Origin of the sequence: Pseudonocardia sp. DR1-2 (assembly GCF_023717215.1) — a bacterium.
GTDB classification, from domain to species: Bacteria; Actinomycetota; Actinomycetes; order Mycobacteriales; family Pseudonocardiaceae; genus Pseudonocardia; species Pseudonocardia alni.
This window is the reverse complement of record NZ_JAMQOF010000003.1, coordinates 489368-511934: the sequence shown is the minus strand read 5'-3', so window position 1 is coordinate 511934 and position 22567 is coordinate 489368. Positions and strand designations below refer to the sequence as shown.

Sequence of the window (22567 nt, the reverse complement as noted above, 5' to 3'; positions counted from 1 at the left end):
GCGTGGACACGGCCGCCGTGGTGGTGGACCGGGAATGGCGGCCGCCGTTCCCGCTCGACCTGTACGGCGTCCTCGCCCCGCTGCGCCGCGGCCGCGGCGACCCCACCTGGCGCACCGCCGTCGACGGCGCCGTGATCTGGCGGGTCTCGACGACGCCGGCCGGCCCCGCCACCGTCGCGATCCGCCGCCGCGCCGACGGCGGCCCGCACGGCACCGTGCGCGCGACCGGCTGGGGGCCGGGCGCGGCCTGGGAGGTCGACCGGCTGCCGTCGCTGCTGGGGGCCGACGACGACCCGTCGGCGTTCGTGGCGCACCACCCGCTCGTCGCCGACGCGCACCGGCGCCGTCCCGGGCTGCGGCTGGGCTCCACCGGCCGGGTGTGGGACGCGCTGCTGCCCGCGGTGCTGGAGCAGAAGGTCACCGGCACCGAGGCGCACCGCTCGTTCCGGGAGCTCGCCCGGCGGTTCGGCTCGCCCGCACCGGGCCCGGCCGGGGTGGTGCCCGCCGGGATGCGGGTGCCGCCGACGCCCGGGCAGATCCGCGCGGTGCCGGAGTGGGAGTGGCACCGGGCCGGCGTCGACCACGCGCGGCGGACGGCGATCCTGCACGCCGCCGTCGTCGCCCACCGGCTGGAGCGGGCCGCCGAGCTGGGCGGGGAGCAGGGCCGGGTGCTGCTGCGCCGGGTCCGTGGCATCGGGGTGTGGACGGCCGCGGAGATCGCCCAGCGTGCCTGGGGCGACCCGGACGCGGTCAGCTTCGGCGACTTCCACGTGCCCAACACCGTCGGCTGGGCGCTGCTCGGGCACGACCTCGACGACGCGGGGATGCTCGAGGTGCTCGCCCCCTACGTGCCGCAGCGCCAGCGCGCGGTCCGCTACATCGAGGCGTCCGGGTTCCGCCGTCCCCGGTTCGGGCCCCGGTTCTCCCCGCGCGACTACCGCTCGTTCTGACCGACGTAGGGTCGCCGTGTGAAGGTCACCGTTCTGGTCGGCGGCGTCGGCGGAGCCCGCTTCCTGCAAGGCGTGAAGCACGCGCTCGGACTGCCCCCCGTGGGGTCGGGCGAGTCCGCGCACGAGGTCACCGCCGTGGTCAACGTCGGCGACGACATCTGGCTGCACGGGCTGCGGGTCTGTCCGGACCTCGACACCGTCATGTACACCCTCGGCGGCGGCATCGACGTCGAGAAGGGCTGGGGCCGCTCGGACGAGACGTGGTCGGTCAAGGCCGAGCTGGAGGCCTACGGCGCCGAGGCGGGCTGGTTCGGGCTGGGCGACCGCGACGTCGCCACCCACCTCGTCCGCACCCGGATGCTGCGTGCCGGCTACCCGCTGTCCCAGGTCACCGAGGCGCTCTGCCACCGCTGGCAGCCCGGGGTGCGGCTGCTGCCCGCCTCCGACGACCGCGTCGAGACCCACGTCGTGATCGACAACCCGGACCCGGCCGCGGTCGAGGAGACCCCGCAGGTCGCGATCCACTTCCAGGAGTGGTGGATCCGGTACCGGGCCGCCCCGAAGGCGTACCGCTTCGCCTCGGTCGGCGCCGACCAGGCCGCGATCCTGCCCGACGCCCGGGCCGCGATCGCCGGGGCCGACGTCGTGCTCGTCGCCCCGTCCAACCCGGTGGTGTCGATCGGCACGATCGTCTCGGTCCCCGGGATGGCCCAGGCCCTCGCGGCGACGCCCGCGAAGGTCGTGGGGCTGTCCCCGATCGTGGGCGGGGCGCCGGTGCGGGGCATGGCCGACGCGTGCCTGACCGCGATCGGTGTCGAGACCAGCGCCGAGGGCGTGGGCCGGCACTACGGCGGCCGCGGCGAGGGCGGCCTGCTCGACGGCTACCTGGTGCACACCGGCGACACCGCGACCGTGCCCGGCGCGACCGTGCGCGAGGTGCCGCTGCTGATGACCGACCACGACGCGACCGCCGCCATGGCCCGCGCCGCGTTCGAGCTGGCGGGCGTCGGTGTCTGAGGGTTTCCCCGACCACGCGGCGCAGCGGCTGGAGATCATCGGGGTCCCGGGACTGCCGGAGTTCCGCCCCGGCGACGACCTCACCGCCGCGCTGGCCGAGCGGATGACCTGGCTGCGCGACGGCGACGTCGTGGTGGTCACCAGCAAGGTGTTCTCCAAGGTCGAGGGCAGGCTGGTGCCGGCCCCCGCCGACGAGGAGGAGCGCGACGCGCTGCGCCGCAGGCTGGTCGACCAGGAGACCGAGCGGGTGGTGGCCCGCAAGGGCCGCACGCTGATCGTGGCCGGGAAGCTCGGCATCGTGCAGGCCGCCGCGGGCATCGACGGCTCCAACGTCCGCCGCGACGAGCTCGCCCTGCTGCCCGCCGACCCGGACGCCAGCGCGGCCGGGCTGCGCGCCGGGCTGCGGGAGCGGCTCGGGGTCGAGGTCGGCGTCGTCGTCACCGACACCCTGGGGCGCAGCTGGCGGGTCGGCCAGACCGACATCGCGATCGGCTCGGCCGGGCTGCCGGTGCTGCACGGCTACTCCGGCGCCGTCGACGGCCAGGGCAACGACCTGGTCGTCACCGAGATCGCCGTCGCCGACGAGATCGCCGCGGCCGCGGACCTGGTGAAGGGCAAGCTCGGCGGGCTGCCGGTCGCGGTGCTGCGCGGCGCGGCCCTGCCCGACGACGGCTCGACCGCCCGTGACCTGATCCGGCCGATCTCCGAGGACCTGTTCTGGCTGGGCACCGAGGAGGCGATCGCGCGCGGGCGCGGCGAGGCGGTCCTGCTGCGTCGCAGCACCCGGGACTTCGCCGACGAGCCGGTCGACGCCGACGCCGTGCGCCGCGCCGTGGGCGTCGCGCTGACCGCGCCCGCGCCGCACCACAGCACCCCGTTCCGGTTCGTGTGGCTGCGTGACGCGGCGCGGCGCACCGCGGTGCTCGACGCGCTGCGCGAGCGCTGGCGCGCCGACCTGGTCGCCGACGGGCGCCCGGCCGACGAGGTGGAGCGTCGCCTCGCCCGCGGGGATCTGCTGCGCCGCGCCCCGGAGCTGGTCCTGGCGTTCCGGTCCACCGCGGGGATGCACGGCTACCCGGACACGGCCCGGGCCGCCGCCGAGCGGGACATGTTCACCGTCGCCGGCGGGGCGGCGGTGCAGTCCCTGCTGGTCGCGCTGGCCGCGGAGGGGCTGGCGTCCTGCTGGGTCGGCTCGACGATCTTCGCCGCGGACGTCGCCCGCCGGGTCCTGGACCTGCCCGACGACTGGGCGGCGCTCGGTGCGGTCGCCGTCGGCGTGCCGGTCGAGCCGATCGCCCCGCGCGCGCCCCGGCCGGCCGGCGACGGCCTGCTGGAGCTGTGAGCCGTGGTGGCCACGGCGACGGCCGCCCGCGAGCTGGGCGCCTGGACACCGCGCGACCCCGGCCAGCGGGCCCTGCAGCACGCGCTGCTGGCCTTCCTCGACGCGCGCCCCGACGACGCCTGCGACCGCTCCTGCGTGCCCGGGCACCTCACCGCGTCGGCGCTGCTGCTCGACGCGGGCGGGGACCACACGCTGCTGACCCTGCACCCGCGGGTGGGCCGCTGGATCCAGCTGGGCGGGCACTGCGAGCCGGGCGACGACTCGCTGCGCGCCGCGGCGCTGCGCGAGGCCACCGAGGAGTCCGGGATCGACGGCCTGGAGATCGACGAGCACCCGCTGCACGTCGACGTCCACCCCGTCACCTGCTCGCTGGGGGTCCCGACCCGTCACCTGGACGTGCGTTACCTGGTGCGCGCCCCCGCGGGCGCGACGCCGCGGATCAGCGACGAGTCGCTGGACCTGCGGTGGTGGCCGGTGGACGCGCTGCCCGCCGACGACGACACCGTCGCGACGATGGTCGCCGCCGCCCGCTGAGCCGGGCTCAGAGGTTGCGCCAGAAGAACATCGCGGAGTAGCCGAGCCGGAACAGCTCCTGGTCCCCGCCGGCGGCGCCGAACAGCAGCTGGGTGGCGGCGAAGAACAGCGCGCTCACCCCGGGCACGAACAGCAGCAGGGCGAGCAGCACGAACGGTGCCCAGGGCCGGACCCGCTCGCCGAGGCGCCGCGCCGGCGCGGACAGGTACGGCTCCAGCGCCCCCCAGCCGTCGAGGCCGGGCACGGGCAGCATGTTCAGCACGAACGCGATGATCTGGAAGTACGCGAGCGCGGACAGCCCGGCCGCCACCGGCAGCGGCATCCCCGGGAACGCGGCCACCGTGATGATCAACACGATGCCGAGGGCCAGGTTCGCCGCGGGGCCCGCAAGCGAGACCGCGCTGCGCCGGGCCCGCGACCGCAGCGCCCACTGGTTGATCCACACCGCTCCGCCGGGCAGCGGCAGCCCGCCGATCAGCAGGATGATCAGCGGCAGCACCAGGGACAGGCCGGGGTCGGCGTAGCGCCGCACGTCGAGGGTCAGGTAGCCCTTCGCCGCGACCGAGGTGTCCCCGCCGCGATAGGCGGTGACGGCGTGCCCGTACTCGTGCAGGCACAGCGACACCACCCAGCCGCCGAGCACCAGGACGAAGATGCCGGAGGTCGCCAGGACCCCCGATCGGGTGGGGACGGCGGCGGCGGCGAGGACACCACCGAGAAGGGTGACGCCGAGGATCAGCAGGAACCAGGGGCTGATGCGGCGTGTCAGGGACGGCACGTACCCATACTCCATGTCGGAGGAAACGCCCGCGCGCGACCCTTCACTCAATCGGCAGAGCCGGCTTGCACAGAGCGAGTGTCAGCGCTGTACTTACAGCGGTGTCATTCGCCGGTGCGTTGCGGGGAGGTGGGCGAGTGGACGACGTCGAGGGGTTCATGCGGATGCTGCGGCCGGTGGGGGCCGAGCCGATGGGCACGGTCGAACGGCCCGATCACGAGATGGCCGACTACGACCAGGTCGCCCAGATCCTGGACCTGAAGGGCCTGCTGGACGACGGTTCCTCCGAGGAGGTGCCGGACTGGCAGGAGCGTGCGCTCTGCGCGCAGACCGACCCGGAGGCGTTCTTCCCCGAGAAGGGCGGCTCCACCCGTGAGGCCAAGCGCATCTGCTCCGGCTGCGAGGTCCGGGCCGAGTGCCTGGAGTACGCGCTGGCCCAGGACGAGCGTTTCGGCATCTGGGGCGGGCTGAGCGAGCGGGAGCGCCGTCGCCTCCGCCGCGCCGCCGTCTGAGACTCCGCGGGGGAACAGGAACACGAGGGCCGGTCGCCGTTCACGGTGACCGGCCCGTCGTCGTCCCCGGGCCGTGTCGTGCCGCGGGGGCCTCAGCCGCCGTCGACGGCGTCGGGCTCGATGTTGAGGTACTCCGCGACCTGCTCGACGAGCACCTCGTGCACGAGGTCGGCGAGGTCCTCGCCGTTGCGCGCCCTGGCCTCGAGCGGGCGGCGGTAGAGCACGATCCGCGCCCGGGTCGGCATCCCGGCGGAGTCGACCCCGGCCGGCACGAGGTGGGCCAGCGGGACGCCGACGTCGGCCAGCACCCCGGTGCCCCACACGATCTCGTCGGGCGAGGTGCGGTCGACCGAGGGCACGTCGTCGACGGCGAGGTCGAGGTCGACCAGCTCCGGGCCCCAGCGCGCCTCGATCGGTTCGAGCGCCTCCAGCACCTTCGCGTCGAAGCGTTCGGCGCGGGTGCGGAAGGCCGGCGTCGACACCGGGTACATCAGGCCGCGCAGGCCGCGTCCTCGCCGGTCCCGCCGGCGCGGGCTGCGCGGCGACCGGCGGTCGTTCTGGGGACGAGCGGTGGGCACCAGGGCATTCTAGGACCCCCGCGCCCCACCCGGGGGTGACCCGCGACCGCGGCGGGCGGACCGTCCGCCGAGCGGGGTGCGCGTCGCAGTACGGCGGCGGGCCCGTGACGGGCTATCGTCGGCGACGTGTTGAGTGTGCGGAGATGTTCACGGACGGGCTGCACCGAGCTCGCCGTCGCCACGCTCACCTACGTCTACGCCGACTCGACCGCCGTCGTCGGCCCGCTGGCCACGCAGGCCGAGCCGCACTCCTACGACCTCTGCACCGGGCACGCGCACAACCTCACCGCCCCCCGCGGGTGGGAGGTCGTCCGGTTCGAGGGCGAGTTCGCCCAGCCCCAGCACAGCGGCGAGGACCTCACCGCGCTCGCCGACGCCGTGCGCGAGGCGGGCCGGGTGGACCGGCCGGTCGAGGTGGTCGCACGGCCCGGTGGTACGGGGCGGCGCGGCCACCTGCGGGTGCTCCCGAAGCCCGAGGACGGCTGAGCCGCCCCACGGGGTGAGGAGACCTGCGCGGACGGGTGACACGGCTGCGCTAGGGTCGTGCGTCGTGCCCGACCTCTCGGCGATCGTGAAGGCCTACGACATCCGCGGTGTCGTCGGCGACCAACTGGACGAGTCCACCGCGCGCGCACTGGGTGCGGCGACGGCGCGGCTCGTGGCGGGCGACGACCCGGCGCCGTCGGCGGTGGTCGTCGGGCGGGACATGCGGGACAGCTCGCCCGCGCTCGCGGCGGCGTTCGCCGACGGGGTGACCGGGCAGGGGCTCGACGTCGTCGACATCGGGCTCGCGAGCACCGACATGCTCTACTACGCCTCCGGCACGCTGGACCTGCCCGGCGCGATGTTCACCGCGAGCCACAACCCGGCCGCCTACAACGGCATCAAGCTGTGCCGCGCCGGCGCCGTCCCGGTCGGCCAGGACTCCGGCCTCGCGACGATCCGCGACGAGGCGGGCCGCTTCCTCGACTCCGGGGTCCCTGAGGTCCCGTCGCCGGGTGCCGTGCGCACCGAGGACATGCTCACCGGCTACGCGCGCTACCTGCGCGGCCTGGTCGACCTGACCTCGCTGGACGCCTCCCCGGAGCTGACCGTCGTCGTCGACGCCGGGAACGGGATGGGCGGGCACACCGTCCCGACCGTGTTCGACGGCCTGAACGTGCGCGTCGTGCCGCTGTACTTCGAGCTCGACGGGAACTTCCCGAACCACGAGGCGAACCCGCTGGACCCGGCGAACCTGGTCGACCTGCAGAAGCGGGTCGTCGCCGAGGGCGCGGACCTCGGCCTGGCCTTCGACGGCGACGCCGACCGCTGCTTCGCCGTCGACGAGCGGGGCGAGGCGGTGAGCCCCAGCGCCATCACCGGGCTGGTCGCGGCCCGTGAGCTCGCCCGGGCGCACGCGGCGGGGGAGTCCGACGTCGCCGTCATCCACAACCTGATCACCTCGCGGGCGGTCCCCGAGCTGGTCGCCGAGCACGGCGGCCGTGCGGTCCGCACCCGGGTGGGCCACTCGTTCATCAAGCAGACGATGGCCGAGACCGGCGCGGTGTTCGGCGGCGAGCACTCCGCGCACTACTACTTCCGCGACTTCTGGAAGGCCGACTCCGGCATGCTCGCGGCGCTGCACCTGCTGGCCGCGCTCGGCGAGCACCGGGCGGCCGCCGCCGGCGCGACGGTGTCCGGGCTGATGGCGGGCTACGACCGCTACGCCGCCTCCGGGGAGATCAACTCGACGGTCGACGACCAGGCCGCGCGGGTCGCCGAGATCGAGGGCGTCTTCGGCCCGCGCGACGGCGTCGAGCTCGACCGGCTCGACGGCCTGACCGTCTCGTTGCCGGACGGATCGTGGTTCAACCTGCGGGCCTCGAACACCGAGCCGCTGCTGCGGCTCAACGTCGAGGCGGCCGACGACGCGGCCGTCCGTGCCCTGGTGGACGAGGTGCTGGCGGTCGTGCGCGCCTGATCGCGCGGCCCCGCACACCTGCGGTGATGGCGTCCGTACCCGGTCGGCTGCCGCGGAGTGTCGGTACCGGGTGGCAGCATCGAGAGCGCGACATGACGACGAGGAGAACCGTGGCCCTACAGCTCGACCCCCAGCTGCTGGAGATCCTGGCCTGCCCGTGCGACGCGCACGCGGTACTGACCCCGGGTGAGGACCGGCTGACCTGCACGACGTGCGGTCGCGCGTTCCCGGTGACCGACGGGATCCCGGTGCTGCTCCTCGACGAGGCGCTGCCCGGGACCGGGCCGGCGGGGGACGGACGGGACGACGGGTGAACGGGGTGCTCGACGACACGCTGCTGGCCGATCCCGAGGGGCTGGCGGCGCGGGACACCACGGGCGTCCTGCGGGCCGCCGCGACCGCGGGCGCCCAGGTCCGCTCCGCGCTCTACACCGCGGGCCAGGCCGGGCTGGACCGGCTGCGCGGGCACCGTCCGCGCGCGCTGGTGCTGCTGCACCGGCCCGGTGTCTCCGGGGTGGTGGCCGACCTCGTCACGGCCCTGCTCACCGACCGCTGTCCGGTGCCGGTCGTGGCCGCCGAGCGGATGCCGGGCTGGATCGGGCCGCTGGACGTCGTCGTCGCGCACTCCGCGGACCCCACCGACCCGGAGCTGGCCGAGTCGGTCGCCGTCGCGGTGCACCGCGGCGCCGAGGTCGTGTTGTCCGCGCCGGACTCCGGGCCGGTCGCCCAGGCCGGCGCCGGGCGCGCCCGGCTGGTCGAGCCGCGCATCCCGCTGCCCGAGGGGCTCGGGTTCGCCCAGGCGCTGACGGTGGCGCTGGTCGCCGTCGCCGAGCTGGACCTGCTGCCCGGGATGCGCAGCGAGGAGGTCCCGGCCCGGCTCGAGGCGCTGGCCGACGCGCTGGACGCCGAGGCCGAGCGCTGCCAGCCCGCACACGAGCCGTTCGTGAACCCGGCGAAGGCGCTCGCGCTGCGGCTGGCCGAGCGGACGCCGCTGCTGTGGGGCGTGGACCCGGCCGCCGCCGCGGTGGCCCGGCACGGCGCGCTGGCGCTGGCCACCCACGCCGGTGTCGTCGCGCACGCCGACGGGCTCGCGCAGGCGGGCACCCTGGCCGGTCTGCGCGTCGCCGTCGACCTGTCCGAGCGGGGCGGGGGCGACATCTTCCACGACCCGTTCGACGATCCGGCCCCCGGTGGCGACGCGCCGCCGCCGCGGCTGGTGCTGCTCGGCACGGGGGAGGAGGACCCGCAGTCGGTGAGCCGCCGGGTGCTCGGCCGGGAGTGGCCGAACGCCGATCTGGCGCACCCGGTCGACGAGATCCCGCGCGGCACCCGCGACGCGGCGCTGCTGCGGGCCGGTGTGCTCGCCCTGCGCGCCGACATCGCCGCCGTGTACCTCGGCCTGGCGACCGGCGCCACCCTGATCACCTGACCCCGCGCACCTGACACCGGGAGACCCGTGGAACTGCTGGAGAACCCGATCCGCACCTACGCGTGGGGTTCGCGGACGGTCATCGCCGAGCTGCTCGGCGAGCCCGTCCCGTCACCGCACCCGCAGGCGGAGCTGTGGCTGGGCGCGCACCCGGCCGCCCCGTCGACGGTCGCCGGGGGCACCCGCCCGCTGCACGAGCTCATCGCCGCGGACCCGGTCGCCGCGCTGGGCCCGGGCCGCGACCGCTGGGAGGGACGGCTGCCGTTCCTGTTGAAGGTGCTGGCCGCCGAGGAGCCGCTGAGCCTGCAGGCCCACCCGAGCCTGGAGCAGGCCCGCGAGGGCTGGGAGCGGGAGAACGCCGCGGGGATCGCGGTGGACGCGCCGGACCGCAACTACCGCGACGCCCACCACAAGCCGGAGCTGATCTGCGCGCTGACCGAGTTCGTCGCGCTGGTCGGGTTCCGCGAGCCGGCCCGCACGGTGGAGCTGCTGCGCGCCCTGGACGTCCCCGAGCTCGCCGCCTACACCGAGCTGCTCGCCGGCCAGCCGTGCCCGGACGGGCTGCGCGCGCTGTTCACCACGTGGATCACGTTGCCCCAGTCGGTGCTCGACGGGCTCGTCCCGGCCCTGCAGGACGGCGCGGTCCGGCTGCTGGAGCGCGGCACCGCCCAGGAGTGGACCGGCGAGGCGAAGACCGCGCTCGACCTGTCCGAGCGCTACCCCGACGACGCGGGCGTCCTCGCCGCGCTGCTGCTCAACCGGATCACCCTGGCCCCCGGCGAGGCGCTGTACCTGCCGGCCGGGAACCTGCACGCCTACCTGTCCGGGGCGGGCATCGAGGTGATGGCCAACTCCGACAACGTGCTGCGCGGCGGGCTGACGCCCAAGCACGTCGACGTGCCGGAGCTGCTGCGCGTCCTCGACTTCACCGCCCCGCCGCCGCCGGTCCGCGCCCCGGTCCCCGACCCCGGCGCCGACGGCTGGCACCGCTACGACGTGCCGGTCGAGGAGTTCCTGCTCCGCCGCGCGGTCACCGACGGCCGGGACAAGCTCGACGTCCCCGGCACCGGCGCCCGCATCCTGCTGTGTGTCGACGGTGACGCCGCGGTCGACGCCGGCGGTGTCACCGTCGAGCTGCCCCGCGGTCGCGCGGTGTTCCTCTCCGCGGCCGACAGCGGCGCCGTGCTGACCACCGGCGAGGACGGGGCCACCGTCTTCCTGTCCGGCGACGCGCTGTAGCCCACCGCGCTCCGGCCCGTCGCGCGGCACGCCGCCGGGTGGTGGCCCGGCGTGCCGCGGGCCACCGCGTTCCGGCTCACCCGGTGCGGCGGGCCGCGGCGGGGCCGGTCCCCCCGGCGTCGCCGTGCGCCCCGGCCGCGCCGACCTCGGCCATCGCCTCGGCGAACACCGCGACCGGGTCGGCGGCCGCCTCCGCGGAGAAGAAGCGCTCCAGCCCCTGCGCCGCGCCGGCGGCGTTGTGCTCCGCCCGCGGGAACATCGTCGCCTCGTAGCGGGCGACCGCGCCGGCGAGGTCGTGCGGGGTCGCCGCGACCTCGCGGGCCAGGTCGGCGGCGTCGAGCATGGCCGAGTTGGCTCCCTGCCCGGAGAACGGCGACATGAGGTGCGCCGCGTCGCCGATGAGCGTGACCCCCGGGACCGGGTCCCAGCGGTGCCCGACGGGCAGCATCTCCAGCGGCCGCTCGACGATCCGGTCGTCGGACCGGACGATCAGCTCGCGCAGCTCGGGGGCGAAGCCCGCGAACGCGGTGAGCAGCACGGCGCGGGCCGCGGCCGGGTCGTCGAGCACCCCGGCGGTGGTGGTGAGGCCGTGCTCGGCGGCCCATCCGGGCGGACGGCGGAACCCGGCGTAGACGCGGGCCGAGCCGTCGCCGAGCCGCTGGCAGAACAGGGCCCGCCCGGCGGTGCGGGTGGTCATCCCCCCACGTCCGACGAGCGCCTCCAGGCCCGGGAACGACGCGGGCGTGACCCGCAGCTCGACGAAGGTCACCCCGGTGTAGGACGGCGTCGCCGCCGACAGCAGCGGTCGCACCCGCGAGCGTGCCCCGTCCGCCCCGACGACGAGGTCGGCCGTGACGTGCTCCCGCGTGCCGGTGCCGTCGGGCGGCCCGGCGAGCACGGCGTCGAGCCCGCCGTCGTCACGGTGCTCGACACGGTCCAGCCGCGTGCCCCAGCGCACGGTGCCGGGGGCCAGGGACCCGAGCAGCAGCGCACGCAGGTCACCGCGGTCGATCTCGGGGTTGAACAGCTCGCCGGGGGCGGCCCGCTCGTCGAGCAGGACCGAGCCGTCCGGGGCGAGCATCCGCATGTCCTGGCCCTCGGGCCGGGACACGCGCAGGAACTCCTCCAGCAGCCCGGCGGAGGCCAGCGCGACCTGGCCGCTGTCGCGCTGCATGTCCAGGGTGCCGCCCTGGTCGCGGGTGGTGATGTCGGCCTCGCGTTCGAGCACGGTGACGGCGATGCCGTGGCGCTGCAGGACGCGGGCGAGGGTCAGGCCGCCGGGTCCGGCTCCGGTGACGAGGACGTGCGGTGGGGTGGTCATGGTGGCCTCCGAGGTGGGGGAGTGCGAGTGGGTCGGCCACGACTGTAGGTGAAGTCGATTGAAAAGTGTAGTGACTTCACTTTCTGAGTGACTGCGCTAACCTGTCGCCGTGACCACGCCCGGACGCCGCGAACGCAAGAAGGCCGCCACCCGCCAGGGCATCGCGGACGCCGCACTGCGCCTGTTCCTCGACCGGGGCTTCGACGAGGTGACCGTCGCCGAGATCGCCGAGGCCGCGGACGTCTCGGTCACCACGCTGTTCAAGCACTTCGGCAGCAAGGAGGCGTTGCTGTTCGACGAGGACGCCGAGCAGGAGTCCGAGCTGGTGGCCGCGGTGCGCGACCGCGCGCCGGGCACCGATGTCGTCGACGGGCTGTACGCCTGGCTGCTCGCGCGGGTCGACGGCCCGCCCGCCGCGCGACGGCCGTCGGCGGCCGAGCTGGAGCGGTTCCGCGAGCTGACCGACGCGGCGCCGAGCCTGCGCGACCACGCGCGCCGGATGTGGGCCCGGCACGAGGCGGCGCTGGCCGCGGCACTCGCGGCGGACGCCGGGCGCGCCGAGCCGGCGCCGGCGGACCGGGTGCTCGCGCACGTCGTCGTCGGGATCCCGCCGCTGCTGCGCGAGCAGGCGGGCCGGGCCCGCGAGCACCTCGACGCGGCGTTCGCCCTGCTCCGCCACGGCTACGACGGGGCTCAGTAGGTGTCGGGCGCCCGGTGGTGCTCGAAGATCAGCGATGTCCGGGTGCCCGCGACCTCCGCCCAGGCGTTGAGCGTCCCGACCAGGTCACGCAGTGCCACGGTGTCGGCGGTCGCGACCCGGATCATGTAGTCGTCGTCGCCGGCGAGGAAGTACACGTCGCGCACCTCGGGGCGGCGGGACACCCGGGTCACGAACTCGGCGAGCCGGTCGCGGGCGTCGGACTGCAGGCGGACCGAGATCATGGCCTGCAGGGGGTGGCCGGTCGCCGCCGGGTCGACGTCGGCGTGGTAGCCGCGGATCACCCCGCGCTCGCGCAGCGCCCGGATGCGGCCGAGGCACGTCGACGGCGCGATCCCCGCGCCCGCGGCGAGTGAGTTGTTCGGTGTGCGGGCATCCCGCTCCAGCTGGCGCAGCAGGGCCCGGTCGACCCCGTCGAGCCGAACAGGGTTCGACGGTGACGGCCTGATCCGCCGCGGTTCCGAAGAATCATCGCTCATGAGAACCCTCCGAGAATCTTGTTCAGTTCTGTTGGCAGCCTATCGATGTTTCTTCACCATTGACGCAGTTGGCGGGCCGAGTGGAGGAGAGGGACATGCGCGTCGCAGTGCCGAAGGAGACCAAGGACAACGAGTTCCGGGTGGCGCTCACGCCCGCCGGGGTGCACGAGCTCGTCGGGCGGGGGCACGAGGTCGTCGTCGAGCACGACGCCGGTGCCGGGTCCGCGATCTCCGACGCCGACTTCAAGGAGGCCGGGGCGCAGATCGCGTCCGACGCCGCCGAGGTGTGGGGCTCGGCCGAGCTGCTGCTCAAGGTGAAGGAGCCGATCTCCTCGGAGTACGGCCACCTGCGCCCGGACCTGACGCTGTTCACCTACCTGCACCTGGCCGCGTCCCGCGCGTGCACCGACGCGCTGCTGTCGGCGGGGACGACCTCCATCGCCTACGAGACCGTCACCGACTCCCGAGGCCGGCTGCCGCTGCTCGCCCCGATGAGCGAGGTCGCGGGCCGGCTCGCCCCGCAGGCCGGCGGCTACCACCTCATGCGCTCGGCGGGCGGGCGCGGCATGCTCCTGGGCGGCGTCCCGGGCGCGCCGGGCGCCGACGTCGTCGTGCTCGGTGCCGGGGTCGCGGGGGCGAACGCCATCGCCATCGCCGCCGGCATGCGCGCGAAGCTGACCGTGCTCGACGTCGACGTGGACAAGCTCCGCGTGATCGACGAGCAGTACGCCGGTGCCGTGCGCACCCAGTACTCCACCGCGCTGTCCGTGCGCGAGGCGGTGACCGGTGCCGACCTGGTGATCGGGGCGGTCCTGCTGCCCGGGGCCAAGGCGCCCACCCTGGTGTCGAACGAGCTCGTCTCCCAGATGCGGCCCGGCGCCGTCCTCGTCGACATCGCGATCGACCAGGGCGGATGCTTCGAGGACTCGCGGCCCACCACCCACGCCGACCCGACCTACCGGGTGCACGACACCGTCTTCTACTGCGTCGCGAACATGCCCGGTGCGGTGCCGCACACCTCGACCCGCGCCCTCACCAACGCGACGCTGCCCCACGTGCTGCGCCTGGCCGACCAGGGCTGGCGGGCCGCGACCGAGGCCGACCCGCACCTCGCCGCGGGCCTGTCGACCCATCACGGCGTGCTGCTCTCCGAGGAGGTCGCGCAGGCCCACGGGCTGGAGCGCGGGACCGTCTGAGGCCGGACGTGTCGTTGCGCAACCGCATCGTGACCTCAAATCCGTGTTGCATGGCGTGACGCAGACCGCATCGCGGACGTAGTTTCACCGCTCATGACGGTCACGAGCCGTGGTGGCGGCATGTTCCGCACCAAGACGGTCGAGCAATCCATCCGGGACACCGACGAACCGGACACCCGGCTGAAGAAGGACCTGGGGACGATCGACCTGATCGTCTTCGGGGTCGCGGTGGTCATCGGCGCCGGCATCTTCACCCTCGCCGCCAGCACGGCCGGCAACATCGCGGGTCCCGCGGTGTCGCTGTCGTTCGTGCTGGCCGCGGTGGCGTGCGGTCTGGCGGCCCTCTGCTACGCGGAGTTCGCCTCCACGGTGCCGGTCGCCGGCAGCGCCTACACCTTCTCCTACGCCACCCTGGGCGAGTTCATCGCCTGGATCATCGGCTGGGACCTGGTCCTGGAGTTCGCGGTCGGCTCGGCCTACGTGTCGAAGGGCTGGTCGGAGTACCTCGCCCAGACCCTCGGCCTGATCGGCATCGAGGTCTCGACCTCGTTCGAGCTGGGGAGCTTCTTCTCCTTCGACTGGGGTGCGCTGCTGCTCGTCGTCGTCCTGGCGTTCCTGCTCTACCGCGGCACGAAGCTGTCCAGCCGGGTCAGCCTGGTGATCACCACGATCAAGGTCGCGATCGTGCTGTTCGTGATCATCCTGGGCGCCTTCTTCATCAACGCGGCGAACTACACCCCGTTCGTCCCGGAGCCCACGCCCGGCACCGTCGAGACCGGCACCGGCATCCAGCAGTCACTGCTGTCGTTCTTCGGGGGCGCCTCGTCGAGCGTGTTCGGGGTCTACGGCGTGTTCGCCGCCGCCGCGATCGTGTTCTTCGCCTTCATCGGCTTCGACGCCGTCGCGACCACCGCGGAGGAGACCAAGAACCCGTCGAAGGCGCTGCCGCGCGGCATCCTCGGCTCGCTCGCCATCGTGACCGTGCTCTACGTCGCGGTCGCGCTGGTGATCACCGGCATGGTGCCCTACACCGACCTGGCCACGAAGCCCGACGGCACCCGCGCCACCCTGGCGACGGCGTTCGCCTCGCTCGGCATCAACTGGGCGGCGACGATCATCGCCGTCGGCGCGCTGCTCGGCCTCACCACGGTCGTCATGGTGCTGATGCTCGGCCAGATCCGCGTCATCTTCGCGATGTCGCGCGACGGGCTGCTGCCGACCGCGCTGGCGAAGACCAACCGCTTCGGCACCCCGGGCCGCGCCACCTGGCTGATCGGCGTCGTCATCGCCCTGGTCGCGACGTTCTTCCCGGCCCAGGACCTCGAGCAGATGGTCAACATCGGCACGCTCTTCGCGTTCGTGCTGGTCTCGATCGGCGTGGTGGTCCTGCGCCGGACCCGGCCGGAGCTGCCCCGCGGCTTCCGCACCCCGCTGGTGCCGCTCGTGCCGATCCTGGCCGTGCTCGCCTGCGTCTGGCTGATGCTGAACCTGTCGGTCGAGACCTGGCTGCGGTTCGTCATCTGGATGGTCATCGGCGTGATCGTGTACTTCGCGTACTCGCGGAAGAACTCGATCCTCGGCCGCCGCGAGCGCGGCGACCTGCCCGCCCAGGCGACGTCCTCCGACTGACCGACCCCGCGACGGCGGCGTACCCGATCCCCGGGTGCGCCGCCGTCGCGCGTCGGGCGGGCAGAACGTCTCCCGGCCTCATGCGGTCGGCAGCGTGTAGTCCGCGAACCGCTCGCGCAGGGTCCTCTTGGAGAACTTGCCGACGCTGGTCTTCGGCACCTCGTCGACCAGCTCCAGGGCGTCGGGGAGCCACCACTTCGCGACCCGGTCGGCGAGGAACTCCCGCAGCTCGTCGAGGGTGAGGGACTGCCCGTCCTCGACGACGACGCAGGCCAGCGGCCGCTCCACCCACCGCGGGTGCGCGACGCCGATCACCGCGGCCTCGGCCACCTTCGGGTGCGCCATGATCTCGTTCTCCAGCTCGACGGTGCCGATCCACTCGCCGCCGGACTTGATCAGGTCCTTGGTGCGGTCGACCAGCCGGAACGAGCCGTACGGGTCGACGGTGGCGACGTCGCCGGTGCGCAGCCTGCCGTCGTCGGTGAACTGGGCGCCGCCGCCCTCACCGCGGTAGTACTCCTTCGCGATCCACGGCCCGGACGCCTGCACCTCACCGGTGGCGTGGTCGTCCCAGGGCATCTCCTCGCCGGTCTCGGGGTCGGCGATCCGCATCTCCACCAGCGGCATCGGCCTGCCCTGGCGGACGCGGGCGGCGGCGAGCTCGTCGTCGGAGGCGCCGTCGAGGTGCGAGCCGAGCACGCCCATCGTGCCGATCGGGGAGGTCTCGGTCATGCCCCAGATGTGCAGCAGCGGCACCCCGAGCCGGACGCGGTACTCCTCGCACAGCGCCTTCGGGACCGCCGAGCCACCGCAGAAGATCGTGCGCAGCGACGACAGGTCGTGGCCGCCGAGCAGCGGCAGGACGTTCATCCAGATCGTCGGGACCCCGCCGGTCACGGTGACCCGGTGCCGCTCGACGAGGTCGACGATCGCGCCGGGGGACAGGTCCGGGCCGGGGAACACCAGGTCGGTGCCGGCGAGCAGACAGCCGTAGGGCAGGCCCCAGGCGTTCGCATGGAACATCGGCACCACCGGCATGACGACGTCGCGCTCGGCCAGCGCGGGACCGTCGGCGATCAGCGTGACGAGCGAGTGCAGCATCGTCGAGCGGTGGCTGTAGACCACGCCCTTCGGGTTCCCGGTGGTCCCGGACGTGTAGCACATCGCGGCGGCGGTGTGCTCGTCGTCGACGACGAACCGGCCCGCGTACGGCTCGGCCGCGGCCAGGAGCTCCTCGTAGGACCGGATCCGCGGGTCGTCGGGGACCGCGACGTCGGCGCCGTCGTCGAGCACCACCACGTGCGCGACGCCGGGCAGCCGGTCGACGTGCGGCCAGAACAGCGGCAGCAGGGACCGGTCGACGAAGACGACCTCGTCACCGGCGTGCTCGGCGACGTAGACGAGCTGGTCGGGGTGCAGCCGGATGTTGAGCGTGTGCAGCACCCGGCCGGTGCACGGGGCGGCGAGGTAGAGCTCCAGGTGCCGGGAGGTGTTCCAGCAGAACGTGCCGACCCGGCCGTCCGCGGAGACGCCCAGGGTGTCCAGGACGGTCGCGAGCCGCCGCACCCGTTCGGCCCACTGGGCCACCGTGACGACGTCCTCGGTGCCGTCCGGCCGAGCGGTCACCATCCGTTTGCGCGCGAACAGCTGCTCCGCGCGGTGGAAGACGTGCGGCAGGGTCAGCGGGCGGTCCTGCATCAGTCCGAGCACGCCGATCAACCTACCGGCGGGGGTGACCGCGATCACCCACCTCTCGGGCAGGTGCGGGTCGCAACGGATCTGCCGCGGACACTCCCTGTGACCGCCCGACCTCAGTACGCTCGCCGTCCATGACCGACGCGTCGCCGGACGACCCGCACTCGCCCGCGGTCTGCCTCGACGTCGGCTCCTGCTGGACCAAGGCCGTGCTGGTGCTGCCCGACGGGACCCCGGCGGGATTCGCCGAGCACCCCACCACGCCCGACGTGCTCACCGGGGTCGACGCGGCCGTCGCCGCCGCGGCGGCCGCCGCGGGCCGGGGCAGGCGTGCGGCGCCGCGGGTGCTGGCCTGCTCCTCGGCGGGCGGGGCGCTGCGCCTGGCCGTGGTCGGGGCCGAGACGTTGATCGCCACCGAGGCCGGGCACCGGGTCTGCCGCTCCGCGGGGGCCCGGGTGGTCGGGGTGCACCCCGGACCGCTGGAGACCGACGCGGTGCTGGAGCTGTCGAGCCGCCGCCCCGGGGCGGTGCTGCTGCTCGGCGGTGCCGACGGTGCCGACCCGGCGGTGCTGCTGCACAACGCGGGCAGGCTGGCCCGCACCCGCGGGCACTGGCCGGTGCTGCTCTCGGTCGACGACGACGACGCCCGCGCCGACGCGCTCGGCCTGCTGCTGGCCGGTGGGCGGGCCGTCACGACCTGCCCCAACGTCACGCCGCAGCCGGGCCGGATCGTCGCCGGGCCCGCGCGGGACGCCGTCGCCGCGCTCTACGCCCGGCACGTCCTCGGTGCGGGCACCGGCCGGTTCGGCGCGCTGGTCCACTCCGCCACGCACGCCGCGGTCGGCGCCGGGGCCGGGGTACTGGCCCGGCTGACCGGGACCGGGGTGCTCGTCGTCGACGTCGGGTCGGCGACCACCGACGTGCACCGCGGCGGCCCCGGGCCCGGGCCGGGGGCCGCGACCGTGGAGGGTGACCTCGGGGTGCGCGACGGCGCCGTCGGCGTCCTGACGGAGGCCCAGACCGAGGGCGTCGTCGACCCGGTGGAGGCCGACCTGCTCGGCCCGGCCGTCGCCGCGCTGCAGGAGTCGCGGGCCACCGTGCCCGCCGACCGGGGCGCGGCCGCCGAGGACCGCAGGCTGGCCGCGATCGCGGCGGTGGTCGCGCTGCGCAGGCACCTGCGCCACACCGGCGTCCTGGCCGACCCCGCGCACCCCGGGACCGGCCCGGACACCCCCGTCGACGCGGGTGAGATCGGTCTCGTCGTGCTCACCGGGGGCGTGTTCCGCCAGCGCGACGCGGCCGGGCTGGCCGCGGCGGCCCGCACGGTGCGCCACGACGCCGTCCTGGCCCCGCTGCTGGCCCGGGCGGAGGTGCGGGTCGACAGCGAGTCCGTGCTGGCCCCGGCCGGGCTGCTGGCCGCGCACGGCCGCGAGGTCGCGGCGGGCGGGCTGCTCGCCGAGCACCTGACGGGCTGATCACCCCTGAGTTGACACCCCCGCGGTGGCTCGGAACCATGGAGGTCGCGACATCGCCGGGCGCCGAGAGGCGCTGCAGCGGCCGTCACCGGCCGCCACGCTCGGGCCCGGCCGGCACGGACGAGAAAGGGCGCCTGTCTCCGACGAGGAGGGAGGACGCCGTGACCCGTGTACGCCGCTCCTCCTCCCGGCCGGACCGCACCCGTCGTGCCGACGAGTACGACTCTTACGCCTGAGGAGGCGCACCCACCCCATGACCGATCACCCGAAGCTGCAGCACGCCGGCGGCCTGGACTTCGCGATCGCCGACATCTCCGAGGCGGAGTACGGCCGCAAGGACATCCGGCTCGCCGAGAACGAGATGCCGGGCCTGATCGACCTGCGCCGTGAGTACGGGGAGTCCAAGCCGCTGACCGGCGCGCGGATCGCCGGCTCGCTGCACATGACCACCCAGACCGCGGTCCTCATCGAGACCCTCGTCGCGCTCGGCGCCGACGTCCGCTGGGTGTCCTGCAACATCTTCTCCACCCAGGACTACGCGGCCGCCGCGACCGTCGTCGGCCCGCACGGCACCGCGGAGAACCCGCAGGGCGTCCCGGTCTTCGCCTGGAAGGGCGAGTCGCTGGAGGACTACTGGTGGTGCACCGAGCAGCTGTTCAAGTTCCGTGACGCCGACGGCAACGTCGTCGGCCCGAACATGATCCTCGACGACGGCGGCGACGCCACCCTGCTCGTGCACAAGGGCGTCGAGTTCGAGAAGACCGGCGTCGTGCCGAGCTTCGACGACGACGACCTCTCCGTCTCCGACGAGGAGCGGGTCGTGTTCGACACCCTGCGCCGCAGCCTCGCCGAGGACCCGCAGCGCTGGACGACGATCAACTCCGACATCCGCGGCGTCACCGAGGAGACCACCACCGGCGTCAACCGGCTGTACCAGCTGGCCGAGCGCGGCGAGCTGCTCTTCCCGGCGATCAACGTCAACGACTCGGTCACCAAGTCGAAGTTCGACAACAAGTACGGCATCCGCCACTCGCTGGTCGACGGCCTCAACCGGGCCACCGACGTGCTGCTCGGCGGCAAGGTGGCCGTCGTGGCCGCCTACGGCGACACCGGCAAGGGCTCGGTCGAGGCCCTCGCGGGCCAGGGCGCGCGCGTCATCGTCGCCGAGGTCGACCCGATCTGCGCGCTGCAGGCGCTGCTGGAGGGCCACCAGGTCGCGACCCTGGACTCGGTCATCGAGCAGGCCGACATCATCGTCACGGCGACCGGCAACAAGGACATCCTGACGGTCGACCTGCTCAAGCGGGCCAAGCACCAGGCGATCGTCGCCAACGTCGGTCACTTCGACAACGAGATCGACATGGCGGGCCTGGCCCGCGTCGAGGGCATCAAGAAGATCAACATCAAGCCCCAGGTCGACGAGTGGATCTTCCCGGACGGGCACTCGGTCATCGTGCTGTCCGAGGGCCGCCTGATGAACCTGGGCAACGCGACCGGCCACCCGTCGTTCGTGATGTCCAACAGCTTCTCGAACCAGGTGATCGCCCAGATCGAGCTGTTCACCAAGCACGAGGAGTACAACAAGGACGTCTACCGGCTGCCGAAGCACCTGGACGAGAAGGTCGCGCGGATCCACGTGCAGGCCCTCGGTGGCGAGCTGACCAAGCTCACCAAGGACCAGGCCGAGTACATCGGCGTGGACGTCGAGGGTCCGTACAAGCCGGAGCACTACCGCTACTGAGCGAGAAGCTCGCGGATCGCGCATCGGTACCGCGTTCTCCGTTCCGACGGCGCGGTGGTCCCCTCCCGGGGCGCCGCGCCGTCGGCGTACCAGGGGGTCACCGTCGGGATGACGATCGAGATCGGGTCGGGTGACGGCTGGGTGCACTGCGCCCGGGGTCACCGGCACTGGGGCCTGTTCGGCGCGGCCGGGCTGCTCGTGCGCCACCGCGACGACGCCGACCCGGCGGGCGTCGACCGGGTGCTGTTGCAGCACCGGGCGTCCTGGAGCCACCACGGCGGCACCTGGGGGATCCCCGGCGGTGCCCGGGACCGGGGGGAGTCCGCGGTGCGGGCCGCGCTGCGCGAGGCGGCCGAGGAGAGCACCCTCGCCGTCGCCGGGCTGGCGCCGGTGGAGGAGTTCGTCGACGACCACGGCGGCTGGAGCTACACCACGGTCGTCGTGCGGACGCCGGACGCGCCCCCGGTCCGGGTGCGCGGCGCGGAGAGCACCGAGCTGCGCTGGGTGCGCACCGACCGGCTCGGTGAGCTGGACCTGCACCCGGGCTTCGCGACGACCTGGCCCACCGTCTCGGAGCTGGGTGCCTGACCTAGGCTCGACCGCCGTGGGGGAACTGGTGGTCGTCGAGGGACTGGACGGTGCGGGCAAGCACACGTTCACCACGGGGCTCGTCGCCGAGCTGCGCGCACACGGCGCCTCGGTCACCACGACGGCCTTCCCCCGCTACGACGACGACGTGCACGCCGAGCTGGCCCGCGACGCGCTCTACGGCCGGATGGGCGACCTCGCCTCCTCGGTGCACGCGATGGCGGTGCTGTTCGCGCTCGACCGCCGGGCCGCCGCGGCCGGGCTGCGTGCGGCGCTCGCCGCACACGACGTCGTGCTCGTGGACCGCTACGTCGCCTCCAACGCCGCCTACAGCGCCGCCCGGCTCGGCCAGGACGCCGGCGGCGAGGTCGTCGGCTGGGTCCGGGCGCTGGAGGTCGGCCGGTTCGGCATCCCGGTGCCCGGCCACCAGCTGCTGCTGGCACCGCCCCGGGAGGTCGCCGCGGAGCGGGCGAGGTCGCGCGCGGCCACCGAGCCCGGCCGCGCCCGCGACGCCTACGAGAGCGACGACGGCCTGCAGGCCCGCACCGACGCCGTCTACCGGGAGCTGGCGGCGCGGTCCTGGCTGAGCCGCTGGACGGTGCTCGACGACCCCGCCGCGGCACCGTCGGCCCTCGTGCCCGCCCTGCTGCACCGGTGCTGATCACGGGGCTGGGATAGTGACGTCCATGAAGTCGCGCGTACTGGTGGTCGACGACGACCCGGCCCTGGCCGAGATGCTCACCATCGTGCTGCGGGGCGAGGGCTTCGAGACAGCGGTCGTGTCCGACGGGACGCGGGCACTGCCCGCCGTCCGGGACACCCAGCCGGACGTGGTGCTGCTCGACCTGATGCTGCCCGGCATGAACGGCATCGACGTGTGCCGGGCGATCCGGGCGGAGTCCGGCGTCCCGATCGTCATGCTGACGGCCAAGAGCGACACCGTCGACGTCGTGCTCGGGCTGGAGTCCGGCGCCGACGACTACGTCGTGAAGCCGTTCAAGCCCAAGGAGCTCGTCGCGCGGATCCGGGCCCGGGTCCGCCGCAACGACGCCGAGCCCGCCGAGCAGCTGTCCATCGGCGAGATCGACATCGACGTGCCCGCGCACCAGGTCACCCGGGAGGGCCGGCCGATCGCGCTGACCCCGCTCGAGTTCGACCTGCTCGTCGCGCTGGCCCGCAAGCCGCGCCAGGTGTTCACCCGCGAGGTCCTGCTCGAGCAGGTGTGGGGCTACCGGCACGCCGCGGACACCCGTCTGGTGAACGTGCACGTGCAGCGTCTCCGATCGAAGGTCGAGCGCGACCCGGAGCGCCCCGAGGTGGTCCTGACCGTCCGCGGGGTGGGGTACAAGGCCGGTCCTCCGTGACCGGCGCGCCGCGGGTGGT

Annotated in this window: 23 protein-coding genes; 18 read left to right on the top strand and 5 right to left on the bottom strand. The window is 74.4% G+C overall.

Going from position 1 to position 22567, the window contains the following annotated elements; all coding sequences use genetic code 11:
• Positions 1 to 2: 2 nt before the first annotated feature.
• The 4 genes from ND486_RS11155 to ND486_RS11140 are packed head-to-tail and all read left to right on the top strand — an operon-like array spanning position 3 to position 3843.
• Entirely contained in the window at positions 3 to 950 is a 948-nt protein-coding gene (locus ND486_RS11155) for a DNA-3-methyladenine glycosylase (RefSeq protein WP_238590141.1), read from the top strand.
• 18 nt (positions 951 to 968) lie between these two features.
• A complete protein-coding gene (gene cofD / locus ND486_RS11150) occupies positions 969 to 1967 on the top strand; it encodes a 2-phospho-L-lactate transferase (protein ID WP_179761877.1) in 999 nt (332 codons plus the stop codon).
• Complete coding sequence (locus ND486_RS11145; protein WP_251784302.1) at positions 1960 to 3309, top strand: coenzyme F420-0:L-glutamate ligase; 1350 nt, start codon at positions 1960 to 1962, stop codon at positions 3307 to 3309. Before cofD ends, ND486_RS11145 begins: the two co-directional genes overlap by 8 nt.
• 3 nt (positions 3310 to 3312) lie before the next feature.
• Positions 3313 to 3843: an NUDIX hydrolase gene (locus tag ND486_RS11140; protein ID WP_073576348.1), complete on the top strand. Its 531-nt coding sequence runs from the start codon at positions 3313 to 3315 to the stop codon at positions 3841 to 3843.
• 7 nt (positions 3844 to 3850) lie between these two features.
• Here ND486_RS11140 and ND486_RS11135 read toward each other — a convergent pair whose 3' ends face one another.
• Positions 3851 to 4621, bottom strand: coding sequence for a site-2 protease family protein (locus tag ND486_RS11135; RefSeq protein WP_251784301.1), 771 nt, complete (start codon positions 4619 to 4621; stop codon positions 3851 to 3853).
• A gap of 221 nt (positions 4622 to 4842) precedes the next feature.
• Between ND486_RS11135 and ND486_RS11130 the strand changes: the two genes are divergently transcribed.
• Positions 4843 to 5133 carry a WhiB family transcriptional regulator gene (locus ND486_RS11130; RefSeq protein WP_083658828.1) on the top strand — a complete coding sequence of 97 codons (291 nt, stop codon included), beginning with the start codon at positions 4843 to 4845 and terminating at the stop codon, positions 5131 to 5133.
• Between the two features lie 92 nt (positions 5134 to 5225).
• On the opposite strand, the gene ND486_RS11125 is transcribed toward ND486_RS11130, so the two are convergent.
• Complete coding sequence (locus ND486_RS11125) at positions 5226 to 5711, bottom strand: metallopeptidase family protein (protein ID WP_174525520.1); 486 nt, start codon at positions 5709 to 5711, stop codon at positions 5226 to 5228.
• Between the two features lie 135 nt (positions 5712 to 5846).
• Between ND486_RS11125 and ND486_RS11120 the strand changes: the two genes are divergently transcribed.
• The 5 genes from ND486_RS11120 to manA all read left to right on the top strand — a co-directional run bounded on the left by ND486_RS11120 (position 5847) and on the right by manA (position 10342).
• Positions 5847 to 6197 (top strand): DUF3499 domain-containing protein, encoded by a 351-nt coding sequence (locus tag ND486_RS11120; protein ID WP_020627719.1) that lies wholly within the window; start codon positions 5847 to 5849, stop codon positions 6195 to 6197.
• Positions 6198 to 6261: 64 nt separating this feature from the next.
• Complete coding sequence (locus ND486_RS11115) at positions 6262 to 7674, top strand: phosphomannomutase/phosphoglucomutase (protein WP_251784300.1); 1413 nt, start codon at positions 6262 to 6264, stop codon at positions 7672 to 7674.
• 110 nt (positions 7675 to 7784) lie between these two features.
• Entirely contained in the window at positions 7785 to 7988 is a 204-nt protein-coding gene (locus ND486_RS11110) for a Trm112 family protein (protein WP_073576344.1), read from the top strand.
• Positions 7985 to 9103: an SIS domain-containing protein gene (locus tag ND486_RS11105; RefSeq protein WP_139282868.1), complete on the top strand. Its 1119-nt coding sequence runs from the start codon at positions 7985 to 7987 to the stop codon at positions 9101 to 9103. The genes ND486_RS11110 and ND486_RS11105 overlap by 4 nt, the downstream gene beginning before the upstream one ends.
• Before the next feature lie 27 nt (positions 9104 to 9130).
• Positions 9131 to 10342 carry a mannose-6-phosphate isomerase, class I gene (gene manA, locus ND486_RS11100; RefSeq protein WP_062397559.1) on the top strand — a complete coding sequence of 404 codons (1212 nt, stop codon included), beginning with the start codon at positions 9131 to 9133 and terminating at the stop codon, positions 10340 to 10342.
• Between the two features lie 76 nt (positions 10343 to 10418).
• On the opposite strand, the gene ND486_RS11095 is transcribed toward manA, so the two are convergent.
• Complete coding sequence (locus tag ND486_RS11095; protein WP_251784299.1) at positions 10419 to 11663, bottom strand: NAD(P)/FAD-dependent oxidoreductase; 1245 nt, start codon at positions 11661 to 11663, stop codon at positions 10419 to 10421.
• Positions 11664 to 11772: 109 nt separating this feature from the next.
• On the opposite strand from ND486_RS11095, the gene ND486_RS11090 reads away from it, so the two are divergent.
• Entirely contained in the window at positions 11773 to 12363 is a 591-nt protein-coding gene (locus ND486_RS11090; protein ID WP_062397554.1) for a TetR/AcrR family transcriptional regulator, read from the top strand.
• On the opposite strand, the gene ND486_RS11085 is transcribed toward ND486_RS11090, so the two are convergent.
• The gene (locus tag ND486_RS11085; RefSeq protein ID WP_251784298.1) at positions 12357 to 12860 is read right to left on the bottom strand and encodes an Lrp/AsnC family transcriptional regulator; all 504 of its coding nucleotides are present in this window, start codon (positions 12858 to 12860) and stop codon (positions 12357 to 12359) included. The genes ND486_RS11090 and ND486_RS11085 overlap by 7 nt on opposite strands.
• 95 nt (positions 12861 to 12955) lie before the next feature.
• Here ND486_RS11085 and ald point away from each other — a divergent pair, with 95 nt between their 5' ends.
• Positions 12956 to 14056, top strand: a complete 1101-nt coding sequence (gene ald, locus ND486_RS11080; RefSeq protein ID WP_251784297.1) for an alanine dehydrogenase — start codon at positions 12956 to 12958, stop codon at positions 14054 to 14056.
• A gap of 93 nt (positions 14057 to 14149) precedes the next feature.
• Entirely contained in the window at positions 14150 to 15685 is a 1536-nt protein-coding gene (locus ND486_RS11075) for an amino acid permease (protein ID WP_251784295.1), read from the top strand.
• A 78-nt stretch (positions 15686 to 15763) separates the two neighbouring features.
• On the opposite strand, the gene ND486_RS11070 is transcribed toward ND486_RS11075, so the two are convergent.
• Positions 15764 to 17395: a long-chain fatty acid--CoA ligase gene (locus tag ND486_RS11070; protein WP_251784293.1), complete on the bottom strand. Its 1632-nt coding sequence runs from the start codon at positions 17393 to 17395 to the stop codon at positions 15764 to 15766.
• A gap of 119 nt (positions 17396 to 17514) precedes the next feature.
• Between ND486_RS11070 and ND486_RS11065 the strand changes: the two genes are divergently transcribed.
• The 5 genes from ND486_RS11065 (at position 17515) to mtrA (ending at position 22548) form a co-directional block, all read left to right on the top strand.
• Positions 17515 to 18855, top strand: coding sequence for a glutamate mutase L (locus tag ND486_RS11065; RefSeq protein WP_251784291.1), 1341 nt, complete (start codon positions 17515 to 17517; stop codon positions 18853 to 18855).
• Between the two features lie 253 nt (positions 18856 to 19108).
• Positions 19109 to 20596 (top strand): adenosylhomocysteinase, encoded by a 1488-nt coding sequence (gene ahcY / locus ND486_RS11060; RefSeq protein WP_208821674.1) that lies wholly within the window; start codon positions 19109 to 19111, stop codon positions 20594 to 20596.
• Positions 20597 to 20704: 108 nt separating this feature from the next.
• Positions 20705 to 21184, top strand: a complete 480-nt coding sequence (locus tag ND486_RS11055; RefSeq protein ID WP_073576339.1) for an NUDIX hydrolase — start codon at positions 20705 to 20707, stop codon at positions 21182 to 21184.
• 16 nt (positions 21185 to 21200) lie between these two features.
• On the top strand, positions 21201 to 21845 hold the full coding sequence (locus ND486_RS11050; protein WP_251784290.1) for a dTMP kinase: 645 nt from the start codon (positions 21201 to 21203) through the stop codon (positions 21843 to 21845).
• A 25-nt stretch (positions 21846 to 21870) separates the two neighbouring features.
• On the top strand, positions 21871 to 22548 hold the full coding sequence (gene mtrA / locus ND486_RS11045) for an MtrAB system response regulator MtrA (RefSeq protein WP_020622190.1): 678 nt from the start codon (positions 21871 to 21873) through the stop codon (positions 22546 to 22548).
• Positions 22549 to 22567: the final 19 nt, after the last annotated feature.

Coding starts and splice junctions, on each gene's coding strand:
- ND486_RS11075 (WP_251784295.1), top strand. CDS start 14,150: ATGACGGTCACGAGCCGTGGTGGCGGCATGTTCCGCACCAAGACGGTC.
- ND486_RS11065 (WP_251784291.1), top strand. CDS start 17,515: ATGACCGACGCGTCGCCGGACGACCCGCACTCGCCCGCGGTCTGCCTC.
- ND486_RS11130 (WP_083658828.1), top strand. CDS start 4,843: ATGGCCGACTACGACCAGGTCGCCCAGATCCTGGACCTGAAGGGCCTG.
- mtrA (WP_020622190.1), top strand. CDS start 21,871: ATGAAGTCGCGCGTACTGGTGGTCGACGACGACCCGGCCCTGGCCGAG.
- ND486_RS11095 (WP_251784299.1), bottom strand. CDS start 11,663: ATGACCACCCCACCGCACGTCCTCGTCACCGGAGCCGGACCCGGCGGC.
- ND486_RS11085 (WP_251784298.1), bottom strand. CDS start 12,860: ATGAGCGATGATTCTTCGGAACCGCGGCGGATCAGGCCGTCACCGTCG.
- ND486_RS11055 (WP_073576339.1), top strand. CDS start 20,705: ATGACGATCGAGATCGGGTCGGGTGACGGCTGGGTGCACTGCGCCCGG.
- ahcY (WP_208821674.1), top strand. CDS start 19,109: ATGACCGATCACCCGAAGCTGCAGCACGCCGGCGGCCTGGACTTCGCG.
- ald (WP_251784297.1), top strand. CDS start 12,956: ATGCGCGTCGCAGTGCCGAAGGAGACCAAGGACAACGAGTTCCGGGTG.